Below are 14,233 nucleotides of genomic sequence, written 5' to 3'. Positions count from 1 at the left end.
ATCAGGCTTCCGGACGCGGAACGCCGGTGATGCGGATGCCGGCCGCCGGCACCTTGTAGCGTTGGTTGAGCGCGATCAGCACCGATGTCAAACCCTCCGCCACCACGGAATTGGCCAGCACACCGCCATACCATGCGCCCAGCCCGGCGGATTTTGCCAGTTCGATCACCTGATCGGCGGCGTCCTTGTCATCGGCGCAGACCAGCACGTCGCAATCGATGACATGGTCCAGCTTCTTCAGGTGATGGGCGGAGATGTTCTGGAAGGCGGAGACGACCTTCACGCCGGGCCCCAGCAGGGTCTGCACCGCCTCCACCGCCGAACCGTCATCGGGCAGCTGCACGCGGTTGACCTTGGGCGGGACCAGCGGGACGGTGACATCGACCAGGATCTTGCCGTCCAGCTGCGCGCGCACCTCCTCCACCGTCGATTTCTGCGCGGCGAAGGGGACGGTCAGCACGATGATCGCAGCCTCTGCGGCGGCGTCGGTATTGGCGGCACCTCGGGCGGCGTCGCGGCCCAGCAGTCTATTGATCTCCGCCGCCGCCTCTTGGGCGCGCTCGGCCGACCGGCTGCCGATGATCACGGGGTAGCCGGCATTGGCCCAGCGCAGGGCCAGCCCGCTGCCTTCCTTGCCGGTGCCGCCCAGGACGGCGATGGTCGGGCGGGGTGTATGGGTGTCATTCGGCATGGCAAACGCTCTCTTTCCTCACCTGTTCGGCCGGGGGCCGTTTGTTGTCTTGTTTGCGTGGTGCTGTCAGCACCAGCGGCGCCAGCGGTGCGGCACCACGACCCAGGGCCTGGGTGGCGGCATCGACAGGGCCGTAAAGGGTGGTGCGCTGGCGGGGCGTGCGCCCGGCGGCCAGGATCAGGTCTTCCATGGCTTCCGGCGGCATTTCCTGGCCATGGCGTGTGCCGGCGGCGCGGGAGATGCTTTCATCCATCAGCGTGCCGCCCAGGTCGTTGACCCCGCCATCCAGCACGATATGCGCGCCGGCCGGGCCCAGCTTCACCCAGGACAGCTGGATATTGGCGATCAGCGGGTGCAGCACCAGCCTTGCCACGGCATGCATCAACCGCACCTCCCGGAAGGTCGGGCCCTTGCGCGTGCGGCCGCGCAGGGCCATGGGCGCTTCCATATGCACGAAGGGCAGCGGCACGAATTCGGTGAAGCCGCCGGTCCGCCGCTGCAAATCACGGATGCGGATCAGGTGGCGGGCCCAGTGGCGCGGGTGGTCGACATGGCCGAACATGATGGTGGCGGTGGTGGGCAGGCCCAGTTCATGCGCCGTGCCGATCACCTCCAGCCATTCGGTGGTGGACAGTTTGTCGGGGCAGATAACATCCCGAATTTCGTCATCCAGCACCTCCGCCGCCGTGCCGGGCAGGGTGGACAGGCCCGCCGCCTTCAGCCGTGCCAGGAAATCGCGCACGGGCAGGCCCAGCGTGGCGGCCCCCTGCGACACTTCCAGGGCGGAGAAGGCGTGGATATGCATGTCGGGCGACGCCGCACGGATGGCGCGGGCCAGGGTCAGATAGGTGTCGCCGGTATAGTGCGGGTGGATGCCGCCCTGCAGGCAGACCTCCGTGGCGCCACGGGTGGCGGCTTCGGCCACGCGGCGCAGCACTTCGCCCTGGTCCAGGTCATAGGGTTTGCCGCGCAGATGGTCTTCGGTGCTGCCCTTGGAAAAGGCGCAGAAGCCGCATTTATAGGTGCAGATATTGGTGTAGTTGATGTTGCGGTTCACCACATAGGTGACGGTGTCGCCATTGACCATGCGGCGCAGATTGTCGGCGGCGGTGCAGACCTGTTCCACCTCCACATCGCGCGTGGCGAACAGGCGGGTGATCTCCGCTTCACCCAGCATCTCTCCGGCGACGGCACGGTCCAGGAGGGCGGCAATGCCGGCATCGGGTTCCAGGCCGGGGGCGGGCGGGCGCACGCGCGGGGTGACGGTGGAACCGGGGCACCAATCATCGTCGCGGGCGAAACCTTCCCCATCCATGCCCTGGCGGACCAGACTGGCCAGGGAAGGTTCCTGCCAGCGGGCGCTGTCCAGCGCATAGGCGGGGTAGACGGGCAGACGCGGCACCAGCAGACGGCCCTGCGTCGCCGTGGCGGCGCGCAGCCGCTCGATGGCGGGCCAGGGTGCTTCCGGGTTCACATGATCGGGCGTGACGGGGGAGATGCCGCCCCAATCATTGATGCCGGCCGTCAGCAGGCGGGGATAATCCGCACTGGACAGGTTGGGCGGGGCCTGGATGTTCATGTCCGGGCCCAGGATCAGCCGGGCGACGGCGATGGTCCAGAGCAGGTCGTCCATGTCCGGTTCGGGGTGCCCGGCCATGGGCGTGCGCGGCTTGGCCCGGAAATTCTGGACGATGATTTCCTGGATATGGCCGTAGCGGCGATGCAGGTCGCGCAGCGCCAGCAGGGCGTCGATCCGTTCTGCCCTTGTCTCCCCGATGCCGATCAGGATGCCGCTGGTGAACGGCACGGAAAGTTCACCGGCCAGCCGGATGGTCTCCAGCCGCCGGGCCGGCACCTTGTCCGGCGAACGGTAATGCGGCCCACCCTTTTCACCCAGCCGGTCGGAGATGGTCTCCAGCATCAGTCCCTGGGAGACGGACACGCGGCGCAGCGCCGCCATCTCGTCGGCTTCCATGGTGCCGGCATTGACATGCGGCAGCAGGCCCGTCTGCTTCAGCACCAGATCGCACATGGCGGTGAGGTAGGAGAGCGTACTGTCATGGCCCAGCCGCGCCAGCTCGTCCCGCGCTACCCCATGGCGCAGTTCCGGCTTCTCGCCCAGGGTGAACAGCGCCTCCGTACAGCCGGCGCGCTGGCCTTCCCGGGCGATGGCCAGCACCTCATCGGGGGTCAGATAGGCCTTCTGGCCCCGGCCCGGCACGCGGGAGAAGGTGCAGTAATGGCAAAGGTCGCGGCACAGCTGGGTCAGCGGGATGAAGACCTTGCGCGAATAGCTGACGATCCTTCCATGGCCCGACCGGCACAACGCCTCGGCCCGGTCCATCAGGTCCGGCAGGGCGGCATCCAGCAAATGGCGGCGCAGGGCCGCATCGTCGGCGGCCATCGACGGATCGGACAGGCTGGTTTGCGTCACTCGCGACCTCCCTGATGATGGATGCGGACTATAGGCCCGTCTTTTCCGGATAGTGTGATGATCAGCCGGCAATCGCCGGCACATCGCCCGCGTGGCCGTTCAGGACGGTCGCATCTTCCGCCGGCGCTTCCAGCAGGGCCGTCAGCGACAGGACGAAATGCGGGATGACCGTGGACGACCGCCAGACGGGATGGTCGCGCACCGTGTCGGTCAGCGCCGCCTCCCGCATCGACAGCACGCTGCCCAGGGCGGCACCCATGAAAATGAAACGCTGGTTCTTCATGGCCGCCGGCATGGGCGGCATCAGCCGGCGCAGATGGTCCAGGCAGCGCAGATAGCCCGAATTCCACTTGCCCTGCAGGGCATCGATGAACAGGTCGCGATGCGTCATGCCCAGCATGGTGACAAAGCGGATATAGGTGCCTTCGGCATCGCCATCCTCCCCCATATTCACCGAGGACTGGACCAGAACATCGACGATTTCCCGGATCGTGCGGGGGCCGCCGTCAGCCTCCAGCGCGTCCAGGGCGGCGTTGCGTCGCTGATCGATCAGGATGGCGCCATCCAGGATGATGTCGCGGACCAGCGCTTCCTTCGACCCGAAATGATAGCCGACGGCGCCGTGGTTCTTCTGCCCGGCGGCCATGGCGATCTCCCGCACCGTCACGCCATCCACCCCCCGTTCGGCGAACAGGCGGCGGGCGACCAGCTTTATATGGTCGGCGGCCAGGCTGGGTTGTTTTGTGTCTAATCTAACCATGAGTGCAAAAATACCATTGCCAAAAATCTACGTCAATCGCATTATCCAACTGAATTAATCACGGGAGGAACCACGAAGTGGAGGCCGCACAAGACCTTTTCGCACTCGCGGGATGGATGGAACGCCAAGGGCTTGGGCGCGGTCCCGTCAGGGATTGCGTGCCCTTGACCGGGGGTACGCAGAACATCCTGTTGCGCTTCACCCTGGACGGCCGCGCCTTCGTGCTGCGCCGCCCACCGATGCATCCGCGGGCCAATTCGAACGAGACGATGCGGCGGGAGGCACGGGTGCTGGGTGCCCTGGCGGGCACCGGCGTGCCCCATCCCGGCCTGATCGCGGCGTGCGAGGATGAGGGGGTGCTGGGTGCCGTCTTCTATCTGATGGAACCGGTGGACGGCTTCAACCCGGCGGCGGGCCTGCCTTCGCTGCATGCGGAAAATGCCGATGTGCAGCACCGGATGGGGCTGGCCCTGGTGGAAGGGATCGCAAGCCTGGGCATGCTGGACCCGATGGCATTGGGCCTGAACGGGTTCGGCAAGCCGGAGAAGTTCCTGGAACGGCAGGTGTCGCGCTGGCGCGGGCAACTGGAGGGCTATGCCGCCTTCCAGGGCTGGCCGGGGCTGGGCGGGCTGCCGGGGGTGGCGGATGTTGCCGCGTGGCTGGAGACCAACCGGCCCAGTGACGCACGGCCCGGCATCCTGCATGGCGATTATCATCTGGGTAACGTGATGTACCGGCCGGATGGGCCGGAACTGGCGGCGATCATCGATTGGGAACTGGCCACGATCGGCGATCCGCTGATCGATCTGGGCTGGCTGCTGGCGACATGGCCGGAACCGGGGGAGGCGGGCACCGTGTCGGTGCAGCCCTGGATCGGCTTTCCCACTGGTGACGAGCTGGTGGCGCATTACGCGGCGCATAGCGACCGCGACCTGTCTTCGGTCGGCTGGTACCGGGTGCTTGCCTGCTACAAGCTGGGCATCCTGCTGGAAGGCAGCTACGCCCGCGCCTGCGCCGGGCAGGCACCAATGGAAACCGGCGAGAAGCTGCATGGACGGGCGGTGCGCCTGTTCCAGCGCGCCTTGAATTGGATCGGCTGACGCGCCCGCAAGAGGCGTGGCCCAGAGGGGTGGAAGATGAGTGATACGGATTTCACGGGCAAGAATGTGCTGGTGGTCGGCGGATCCAGCGGTATCGGCAACGGCATCGCCCAGGCCTTCCGCGCCCGCGGTGCCGTGGTGCATGTCTGGGGTACGCGAGCGTCGGCATCGGAATATGACGGGGTGGAGGGGTCGGACCTGACGGGCCTGGGTTACACCCAGGTCGATGTCAGCGACCCGGACGCCATCGCCGCCGCACCCGGCCCGTTCGGGCAGCTGGATGTGCTGGTGCTGTCCCAGGGCACGGTCCTGTACCGCCGCCAGGAATTCTCGCGCGAAGGCTGGGACAAGGTCATGGCCATCAATGTCGACAGCGTCCTGCACTGCGCCCAGCGGTTCGAGGCGGCACTGGCGGCGGCGAAGGGCAATGTCGTGGTGGTCAGTTCCGTGGCCGGTTTCACCGCCGTGATGGGCAACCCGGCCTATGCCGCGTCCAAGGCCGGTGCGGTCAGCCTGGTCAAGACCTTGGGCCAGGCCTGGGCCCCGCAGGGCATCCGGGTCAACGGCTTCGCTCCAGGCCTGGTCGATACCAAGCTGACCAAGGTGACGACGGAGCATCCGCAGCGGCGCGAGCGTGCCTTGTCCAAGATCCCGCTGGGCCGGTTCGGCCTGCCGGACGACATGGCCGGGGTGGCTTTGTTCCTGGCCTCGCCCATGGCGTCTTACGTCACCGGCCAGACCCTGATCGTCGATGGCGGCCTGACGCTCTGAGAAGCGGCTGTCCCGCAGGAGAAAACAGATGAATTTCGAGCATTCCGACAAGGTCAAGGACCTGATCGCCCGGCTGGAATCCTTCATGGAAAGCCATATCTACCCGATCGAGAAGGAGCGGGAGAAATGGCTGCAGGACCCGACCAAGCTGTGGCAGCCCTGGCCGGGGGCCGATGCCATCAAGCAGAAGGCGCGCGATGCCGGCCTGTGGAACCTGTTCCTGCCGCATGAGTACGGCGCCTGGAGCCCCGGCCTGACCAACCTGGAATATGCGCCGCTGGCGGAGATCATGGGGCGGGTGTCGGCCAGTTCGGAATTCTTCAACTGCAACGCGCCCGACACCGGCAATATGGAAGTGCTGGCCAAGTATGGCACGCCGGAACAGCAGGAACGCTGGCTGCGGCCGCTGCTGGATGGCGCCATCCGGTCGGCCTATGTGATGACGGAGCCGGACGTGGCCTCGTCCGACGCCACCAACATCGCCACCACCATCTTGCCCGATGGCGACGATTACGTGATCAACGGCCGGAAATGGTGGATTTCCGGGGTGATGAACCCCGATTGCAAGCTGCTGATCGTGCTGGGCCGGACGCTGTCCGACGGGCCGAAGCATCAGCGCCATTCGATGATCCTGGTGCCGCGCGACACGCCGGGCGTAGAGATCGTGCGGCCGCTGTCCGTCTTCGGCACCTATCATTCGCCGGGTGGCCATGCCGAACTGCGCTTCACCGATGTGCGCGTGCCCAAGGAGAATCTGGTGCTGGGCGAGGGCCGCGGGTTCGAGATCGCGCAGGGCCGCCTGGGTCCCGGCCGCATCCATCATTGCATGCGCTCCATCGGTCAGGCGCAGCGCATGCTGGAACATATGGCGCACCGGGTGGACAACCGCGTCGCCTATGGCCGCAAGCTGTCCGAACAGGGCAGCATCCGCCAGGACGTCGCCAAGTCGTTCTGCGAGATCGAGATGGCCCGGCTGCTGACCCTGAAGGCGGCCGATGCCATGGACCGCTATGGCAACAAGGTCGCCAAGGACCTGATCGCCGCCATCAAGATCGTGGCGCCGCAGATGGCCCAGACCGTGGGCGACCGCGCCATCCAGGCCCATGGCGGCGCCGGCGTCAGCGGCGACACGCCCGTGGCCCAGCTTTTCCTGACCAACCGCTATGTCCGCCTGACCGATGGCCCGGACGAGGTGCATATGGCCCAGCTCGGTAAGCTGAAGATCGCTGAATACACAGCCAAGCCACTACGCTGAGCCCACAAAAGCAGTACCGGCGATAACAAGAACAGGCCGGTGACGTGAGCAGTGCAATGGGAGGAAATCGGATATGGCGCAGGATGTGACGGGCACGCCCGTGAAGGCCGCGGATGCGCGGGACGTCGGCTTCAGCAGCTGGTGGATGGTGGCCGTGCTGTTCGGCCTCTATGTCTTCTCCTGGCTGGACCGGCTGATCCTGTCGATGCTGGTGGGGCCGATCAAGGCCGACCTGTTGCTGTCCGATTTCCAGATCAGCCTGCTGCTGGGTCCGGCCTTCGCCGTGTTCTATGCCGTCTTCGGCATTCCGCTGGGCTGGGCCGTGGATCGCTATGCGCGGCGCTGGGTGGTGTTTTTCGGCGTCACCCTGTGGGCGGCAGCGACGGTGGCCACCGGCTTCGCCCGCTCGTTCGAAGCCTTGCTGCTGGCCCGCATCGCCGTGGGCATCGGGGAGGCGGCGCTGTTGCCGGCCGCCTATTCCCTGCTGGCTGACGAATTCCCGCGTAGCAAGCTGACGCTGGCCACGTCGGTGTTCCAGATGGCGGGCAAGGTCGGGTCGGCCGCCGCCTTCGGTCTGGGCGGTCTGGCCATCGCCTATGCCGCGACGCTGGACGGCACCGACTGGCCCTTCCTGGGCGAGGCGGCGGCCTGGCATCTGGTGATGATCATGGTGGGCCTGCCGGGCTTTGTCCTGGCATTGGCCGTCTTCACCTTCCGGGAGCCGGCGCGGCGGGAAACGGCAGGCGTGGCCGCCATGGCGGCAAAGGCGCAGGCCCAGGGCGGCGGGCCGCTGACCGCCTTCGTCCGGGCCAACTGGCAGCTGGTGTCCTTGATGCTGATCAGCTTTTCCGGGCTGGCCATCGTCGGCTATACGCTGACCTCCTGGATCCCCACCTATATCGGCCGCGCCTTCGGCTGGACGCCGCTGCAATACGGCCCGGCGCTGAGCCTGATGAACATCATCGCCGCGGTATCGCTGGTGGTGAATGGGCGGGTCGTCGATCATCTGTTCGGGCGTGGCATGAAGGATGCGCATCTGCGCTTCTACAGCTGGCTGCTGCTGGTCACGGGGCCCGCCGCCTTCGCCATGTTCCTGACCGGCAATGCCTGGCTGTTCCTGGTGCTGTACTGCGTGGTGCAGTTCGCCACCGTGCCCTTCATGATCTATGTCTCCTCCATCGTGGCGCTGCTGGCGCCCAATGTGGTGCGCGGCCGCCTGATCGCCGGTTTCCTGTTCTGCTTCACCATCCTGGGTCTGGGTGCCGGGCCGGCCATGGTGGGCGCCATCACCGATTTCGTGTTCCAGGACGAGGCGCGTATCGGATCGTCGATGATGATCGTCGTCGTGTCCTGCTTCGTCGTGGCCTTCATCGCCATGCGCGCCGCCCTGCGCTATCTCGCCCCCGCCGTGCTGCGGGCGGAGAGTGCGGCGGCCGGTGCCAACGCACAGACCCCTTGAGGAGAGGACCGATGTCCCTGGTTAAACCTGCCGGTGCGCTGCCCCTGGACGGGCTGGCGCTGGCCGATGAACGGGTGCGGTATGACTGGACGGCGCTGGACCGGGTGCTGAACCGGGTGACCAATGCGCTCTTGTCCCTGGACTATTTGCGCGAACGCCGTGCGGCCGTCTATGCCGCCAACAGTGCCGATGGGGTGCTGGCCTATGCCGGCACGGTGCTGGCCGGGGTGTCGGCGGTGCCCGCGAACTTCCATCTGACCGTGGATGAACTGGTCTATATCCTGACCGACAGCGGTGCGTCGGTGCTGTTCGTGGGACCGGAAAATGCCAAGGCCGGGCTGGAGGCGGCGGCCAAGGCAGGGATCGGCACAATCATCGGCTGGCGCTGTCCGCCGACACCGGGCCTGATCGCCTGGGAAACCTGGCTGGACGCAGCCAGCGACGGGGAGCCACCGACGGATATGCGGCCGGTGCCGCACCTGCATTACACGTCGGGCACCACCGGCCGGCCCAAGGCCACGGAAACCCCACCCGCCTATTTCCCGCCCGCCGCCAGTGTCGCCGATCTGGTCGCCATCCTGCGCCAGCGTGCGGCCTTGCTGCCGGCCGGTCCCGGCGTCGTCGCCGGTCCGCTTTATCATACCGGTCCGCTGACCATGGTCCGGTCCATGCTGGGCGGCATGGGGCTGGTGACGATGGAAGGGTTCGATCCGGAGACGGTGCTGCGCACCATCCAGACCCATGCTATCGCCAATTCGGTGATGGTGCCCACCCATTTCTCCCGTCTGCTGGCGCTGCCGGACGCGGTGAAGGCGCGGTACGACGTCTCCACGGTCAAGCGGTTGGCCCATACCGGGGCCGCCTGTCCGCGCGATGTGAAACAGCGGATGATCGACTGGTTCGGGCCGGTGCTGGTGGAGGCTTATGGCGGTACGGAGGCCGGCACCACCAACATGATCAATTCCGTGGACTGGCTGCGCAAGCCCGGTTCCGTCGGTCCCGCCGTCCCGCCCTTCCAGGTGGTGATCATCGGGGAGGATGGGGGGGAGCTGGGTCCCAACCAGGTCGGCCAGCTTTATTTCCGCGACACGACCGGGCGCGGCATCATCTATCACAATGATCCGGACAAGACCGCCCAGGCCCATATCGCGCCGGGTGTCTTCACCCTGGGTGAGGTCGGGTATATCGATGAGGAGGGCTTCGTCTTCATCACCGACCGCGTGTCCGACATGATCGTCAGCGGCGGGGTCAATATCTATCCGGCGGAGACGGAGCAGGTGCTGTTGCAGCATCCCGATATCGCCGACGTCGCCGTGATCGGCGCGCCCAACAAGGAGATGGGGGAGGAGGTGAAGGCCCTGGTCATCGCCGCCGATCCCGCCAACCCACCCAGTGCCGACACGCTGAACCTTTTCTGCCGCCAGCATCTGGCCGGCTACAAATGCCCGCGCAGTTACGAGTTCGTGGCCGATATCGGCCGCAACGTCATGGGCAAGATCAACAAGCGCGAACTGAAGCGCCGTTATTGGCCCACCGACCGCATGATCGGGGGTTGATCGGGTCTCTTAAATATTGCACTATAGTGCAAAAGTTGATTGAAGAACGACGGAAACCGGATCAACGGGTTTCCCTTTGAAATCCTTGGGGAGAAAGCGATATGGCCGGCCCGTTGGAGAGAATTTTCGTTGTCGACGCATCGACGGTGATGCCGGGTGCCATCGCCAGCATGATGCTGGCCGATCACGGGGCCGAGGTGTTGAAGGTGGAGCCGCATGGCGGCGCCTGTTTCGCCCATGATTTGACCCGCAAATCCTGGGACCGCGGCAAGCGCAGCGTGGAACTGGACATCAGGGCCGAGGGCGACCGCGCCAAACTGCTGGGCCTGCTGCGCGGTGCCGACCTGTTCATCCATTCGCTGGAAACGGCAGAGGCGACGGCACTGGGCCTGGATCAGGACAGCCTGGCCAGGGATTATCCGGGCCTCGTCGTCTGCGCCTTGACCGCCTATGGCGACGACACGCCGTTCGCCGGCCGTCCCTATGGCGAAGGTTTGGCGGCGGCGCTGCTGGGCACCATGGTGGACAAGGGCAGTTCCTTCCGCACCGGCCCGGTCTATCTGGGTCATCCGGCCCTGCATTACGGTCAGGCCTTCCTGGCCGTGATCGGGTCGCTGTCGGCGTTGCGCGCGCAGCGGCAGACGGGTCGGGGGCAGAAGGTGGAGGCGTCGCTGCTGGACGCGATGCTGGCCCAGTCGCCGATGAACAACTGGTGGCAGGAGGACGGCATCTCCTACATCAAGAAGGGCGACAGCGGCGCCGTCGACCGGTTCGGCAAGGTGCGTCTGGTCACCGCCATGTTCCAGTGCGGCGATGGCCTGTATCTGCAGATGCATACCGGCGGGGCCGGCGCCTTCAAGGCGGCCATGGATATCCTGGGCTTCGGCGACCGGATCAAGGCGATCAAGGGCCCGGAAATGGCCGTGCCGCTGGAGGATGACGAATATCAGGCCGCCCGCGTCGAGATTTTCGAGGCGTTCAAGGCCAAGCCGCGCGCGGAATGGCTGCGCCTGTTCCATGCGGCCGACGTCGCGGCCCTGCCGGTGCTGGAACCGGCGGAGGTGCTGCTGGACGATCAGGTGGAATTCGTCGGTCAGCGCATCGAGTTGGCCGACCCGGATTTCGGTACCATCCATCAGGCCGCGCCCGCCGTGCGCTTCGCCAATATCGCCAGCGTGAAGCCGGTGCCGGCCCCTGCCGTGGGGGCGGATAATGGCCGGCTGGCGGAATTCCTGGCCCGGCCGGCACGTCCGGCGGCAAATGGCGGCAAGGACCTGCGTCATGCCCTGGAAGGCTTGCGCATCCTGGACTTCTCCTCCTTCTTCGCCTGCGGTTTCGCGGGGCGGCTGATGTCCGACCTGGGCGCCGACGTCATCAAGGTGGAGACGCCGGAAGGCGACCAGATGCGCCCGCTCCCCGACGTGTTCGATGCGGCCCAGCGCGGCAAGCGTGACATCGTGCTGAACCTGAAGACGCCGGAAGGTCTGGCGGCGGCGCACAGGCTGATCGCCGGGGCCGATGTGATGATGCACAATCTGCGGCCCGGCAAGGCCGATAAGCTGGGCATCGGGTATGAGGCGATGGCGAAGATCAATCCCAAGCTGATCTACGCCTATCTGCCGGGTTATGGCTCCAAGGGTCCGAAATCGCTGCTGAAAAGCTTCGCCCCCCTGGTCAGCGGCTGGACCGGCCTGCTGTGCGAGGGCGGGGGGGAGGGCAATCCGCCCACACGGTCGGTGTTCGGCAATGAGGATTACAATAACGGCTTCCTGGGCGCGGCCGCCGTGCTGATGGCCCTGGAGCACCGCGACCGCACGGGCAAGGGTGACTATCTGGAATGTCCGCAGCTGCATTCCAGCCTGTGGACCACGTCGGAGCATTTCCTGGATGCCGACCGCCGGCCCGTCTATGGCATGCGGCTGGACAAGGGGCAGATGGGGTTCAATGCGCTGGACCGGCTGTATCGGACGAAGGACGAGGGTTGGCTGTGCATTTCCTGCCGCGATGACCGGCGCTTCGCGGCGTTGGCCCAAGCGCTCGACCGGCCGGACCTGACCGCCGATCCCCGCTTCGCCACCGCGCGTGACCGCAGCGCCAATGACGCTTCACTGCTGGATACCCTGACCCCGTTCTTCGCCGGTCTGACCACCGAGGAAGCCGTGGCAAAGCTGGGTGCGGCCGGGGCGCCGTGCGAGGTGGCACGGCTGAATTCCTGGGTGCAGGAGGTGCTGTGGCAGGACTGGGCGCTGAACAGCAACCGGGTGCTGGAACATCACAATTCCATGTATGGCCATATCCGTGAACTGGGCCTGTTCAACCGGCTGAGCGCCACGCCCGGCCTGGCCCGCGGACCGGCCCCGCGGCTGGGTGAGCACACCCGCGCCATCCTGGCCGAGGCCGGGTACGGCGCGGACGAGATCGAGGATCTGATCGGTCGCGGCATCGCCGTGACCGCCGACGGCAACCAGCGGGCAAATGCCCGCGTGCGGGCTTAACCCGCTGATTATAAGGATCGAGGAGACATCCAGGTGGAACTCAATCTCCGCTACGACATGAACAGCCCGCCGTTCGGCGCGCCGCATCCGGCCCTTTACCGCGCCGCCATCGAGCAGGCGGCCTGGGCCGACCGCCAGGGCTTTGATCAGGTGTTCCTGGCCGAGCATCACGGCGCCGAACATGGCTATTGCCCGTCCTCCATGGTGCTGGCCAGTGCCGTTTTCGGGGTCACGAAAGACATCCTCGTGCATCTGTCGGCCCTGGTGGTGACGCTGCACGACCCGCTGCGGCTGGCCGAGGATCTGGCCGTGCTGGACAATATCTCCAACGGCCGCATCGTGTTCACGGCCGGCATGGGCTATCGCCCGCATGAGTTCGAGATGTTCGGCCGCGACATCACCAAGCGGCTGGCGATCATGAACGGCACGATGGAGACCCTGGCCAAGGCCTGGACCGGGGAGCCGTTCGAGTATGATGGCCGCACGGTGCGGGTGACGCCCAAGCCGGTGCGGCCGGGCGGGCCCAAGATCTATATGGGCGGGTCCACCGACAAGTCGGCTATCCGTGCCGCCAAGGCCGGGTACCAGTATTTCCCCGGCCATCCCGACCTGTTCGAGATCTACAAGGCCGAACGCGAGAAGGCCGGCTTTCCGCCGCCCGAACAGCTGCTGAAGCCCGGCCCCAGCTTCCTTTATGTCAGCGACGATCCCGACCGCGACTGGCCGAAGCTGGCGCCGCACATCGCCTATGCCACCAACACCTATGCCGAATGGGCCAAGGAACGCGGCACGGGCGAGACCCGCTATGCCGAGGCCACGTCGCTGGACGCGCTGCGCGCCATGCCCAACATCAAGGTGGTCACGCCCGACGATTGCTACGGTCTGATCAAGGGGCTGGGGCCGGACAGTCAGGTCACCTTCCACGCGCTGCTGGGCGGCCTGGACCCGGAACTGTCCTGGAACAGCCTGCGCCTGTTCGGGGAGAAGGTGCATCCGCGCCTGGTGGCCGACGGTCTGGTCCGCGCGCCGCGCGGGTAAAGCGAAAGGGAGGAGTGCCGAGAATGACGAACGACACCATGCCGGTGCCCGACCGGCGCCAGGGTTTGCGCAGCCTGCTGGCTTTGCCGGTCGGGCTGGCCGCCGCCGGGGCCGTGGGCGGGACGGCGATGGCCAAGACCGACAAGGATGTGCTGTCGCGTCTGGACCGGCTGGAGAGCCAGCATCAGATTTCCGAACTGCTCTACGCCTATGCCCGCGCCAATGACCGGTTCGATGAGGCGGCGTTGCGCGCCTGTTTCTGGCCGGAATCCACCCACAAGCATGGCGGCTTCGACGGCACCTCCACCGCCTTCGTCGATTTCGCGCTGAAGATCGTGCAGCCGCTGAAATACACGGCGCACCATATCTCCAACGTGTCGGTGGAGGTGGCGGGCGATCGCGGCTTCTCCGAATGCTATTACCTGGCCCAGCATCGCCGCACCGCGAAGTCGGGGGAAGGGGAGGAGGACGCCTTCTTCCAGGGCCGCTATATCGACCGGCACGAACGCCGCAACGGCGTGTGGAAGATCATCCAGCGCCGGGGCATCAGCGACCTGTCGCTGGTCCTGCCGGCCACCAAGCCCTATGCCGACTGGCCCGCCGGCCAGCATAGCGCGCGGGCGCCGGACGATCCCTATTACCAGCTGCGCGCCCTGTTCCAGTCCGGGCGGTGA

The 14,233-nt window shown here is 66.4% G+C and carries 11 protein-coding genes; 8 read left to right on the top strand and 3 right to left on the bottom strand.

Annotated elements, in window-relative coordinates; all coding sequences use genetic code 11:
* Position 1 precedes the first annotated feature (1 nt).
* From npdG to ACM9HJ_RS04265, 3 genes are all read right to left on the bottom strand, one after another.
* A complete protein-coding gene (gene npdG, locus ACM9HJ_RS04275) occupies positions 2–691 on the bottom strand; it encodes an NADPH-dependent F420 reductase (protein ID WP_416570448.1) in 690 nt (229 codons plus the stop codon).
* Positions 681–3,125, bottom strand: a complete 2,445-nt coding sequence (cofH, locus tag ACM9HJ_RS04270) for a 5-amino-6-(D-ribitylamino)uracil--L-tyrosine 4-hydroxyphenyl transferase CofH (RefSeq protein ID WP_416570447.1) — start codon at positions 3,123–3,125, stop codon at positions 681–683. Before cofH ends, npdG begins: the two co-directional genes overlap by 11 nt.
* Positions 3,126–3,186: 61 nt before the next feature.
* Positions 3,187–3,885, bottom strand: coding sequence for a TetR/AcrR family transcriptional regulator (locus ACM9HJ_RS04265; RefSeq protein ID WP_416570446.1), 699 nt, complete (start codon positions 3,883–3,885; stop codon positions 3,187–3,189).
* Positions 3,886–4,049: 164 nt separating this feature from the next.
* Between ACM9HJ_RS04265 and ACM9HJ_RS04260 the strand changes: the two genes are divergently transcribed.
* From ACM9HJ_RS04260 to ACM9HJ_RS04225, 8 genes are all read left to right on the top strand, one after another.
* Positions 4,050–4,985 (top strand): phosphotransferase family protein, encoded by a 936-nt coding sequence (locus ACM9HJ_RS04260; protein WP_416570445.1) that lies wholly within the window; start codon positions 4,050–4,052, stop codon positions 4,983–4,985.
* A 36-nt stretch (positions 4,986–5,021) separates the two neighbouring features.
* On the top strand, positions 5,022–5,756 hold the full coding sequence (locus ACM9HJ_RS04255; RefSeq protein WP_416570444.1) for an SDR family NAD(P)-dependent oxidoreductase: 735 nt from the start codon (positions 5,022–5,024) through the stop codon (positions 5,754–5,756).
* 28 nt (positions 5,757–5,784) lie between these two features.
* A complete protein-coding gene (locus tag ACM9HJ_RS04250; RefSeq protein ID WP_416570443.1) occupies positions 5,785–7,011 on the top strand; it encodes an acyl-CoA dehydrogenase family protein in 1,227 nt (408 codons plus the stop codon).
* A 73-nt stretch (positions 7,012–7,084) separates the two neighbouring features.
* Entirely contained in the window at positions 7,085–8,470 is a 1,386-nt protein-coding gene (locus ACM9HJ_RS04245; RefSeq protein WP_416570442.1) for an MFS transporter, read from the top strand.
* A gap of 11 nt (positions 8,471–8,481) precedes the next feature.
* Positions 8,482–10,026, top strand: a complete 1,545-nt coding sequence (locus ACM9HJ_RS04240; RefSeq protein WP_416570441.1) for an AMP-binding protein — start codon at positions 8,482–8,484, stop codon at positions 10,024–10,026.
* Positions 10,027–10,127: 101 nt separating this feature from the next.
* The gene (locus ACM9HJ_RS04235) at positions 10,128–12,521 is read left to right on the top strand and encodes a CoA transferase (RefSeq protein WP_416570440.1); all 2,394 of its coding nucleotides are present in this window, start codon (positions 10,128–10,130) and stop codon (positions 12,519–12,521) included.
* A gap of 33 nt (positions 12,522–12,554) precedes the next feature.
* Positions 12,555–13,559 (top strand): LLM class flavin-dependent oxidoreductase, encoded by a 1,005-nt coding sequence (locus ACM9HJ_RS04230; RefSeq protein ID WP_416570439.1) that lies wholly within the window; start codon positions 12,555–12,557, stop codon positions 13,557–13,559.
* 23 nt (positions 13,560–13,582) lie between these two features.
* Positions 13,583–14,233, top strand: a complete 651-nt coding sequence (locus ACM9HJ_RS04225; RefSeq protein ID WP_416570438.1) for a nuclear transport factor 2 family protein — start codon at positions 13,583–13,585, stop codon at positions 14,231–14,233.

Origin of the sequence: Niveispirillum sp. KHB5.9, from assembly GCF_048066115.1 — a bacterium.
Classification (GTDB): domain Bacteria; phylum Pseudomonadota; class Alphaproteobacteria; order Azospirillales; family Azospirillaceae; genus Niveispirillum.
Note: the sequence above shows the minus strand (reverse complement) of the source record. Positions and strands in the feature narration are given on the sequence as shown.

Bases quoted from the DNA above. Each gene is read 5' to 3' on its own strand.
- ACM9HJ_RS04255 (WP_416570444.1), top strand. From the start codon at position 5,022: ATGAGTGATACGGATTTCACGGGCAAGAATGTGCTGGTGGTCGGCGGA.
- ACM9HJ_RS04240 (WP_416570441.1), top strand. From the start codon at position 8,482: ATGTCCCTGGTTAAACCTGCCGGTGCGCTGCCCCTGGACGGGCTGGCG.
- ACM9HJ_RS04225 (WP_416570438.1), top strand. From the start codon at position 13,583: ATGACGAACGACACCATGCCGGTGCCCGACCGGCGCCAGGGTTTGCGC.
- ACM9HJ_RS04245 (WP_416570442.1), top strand. From the start codon at position 7,085: ATGGCGCAGGATGTGACGGGCACGCCCGTGAAGGCCGCGGATGCGCGG.
- ACM9HJ_RS04250 (WP_416570443.1), top strand. From the start codon at position 5,785: ATGAATTTCGAGCATTCCGACAAGGTCAAGGACCTGATCGCCCGGCTG.
- ACM9HJ_RS04265 (WP_416570446.1), bottom strand. From the start codon at position 3,885: ATGGTTAGATTAGACACAAAACAACCCAGCCTGGCCGCCGACCATATA.
- ACM9HJ_RS04235 (WP_416570440.1), top strand. From the start codon at position 10,128: ATGGCCGGCCCGTTGGAGAGAATTTTCGTTGTCGACGCATCGACGGTG.
- npdG (WP_416570448.1), bottom strand. From the start codon at position 691: ATGCCGAATGACACCCATACACCCCGCCCGACCATCGCCGTCCTGGGC.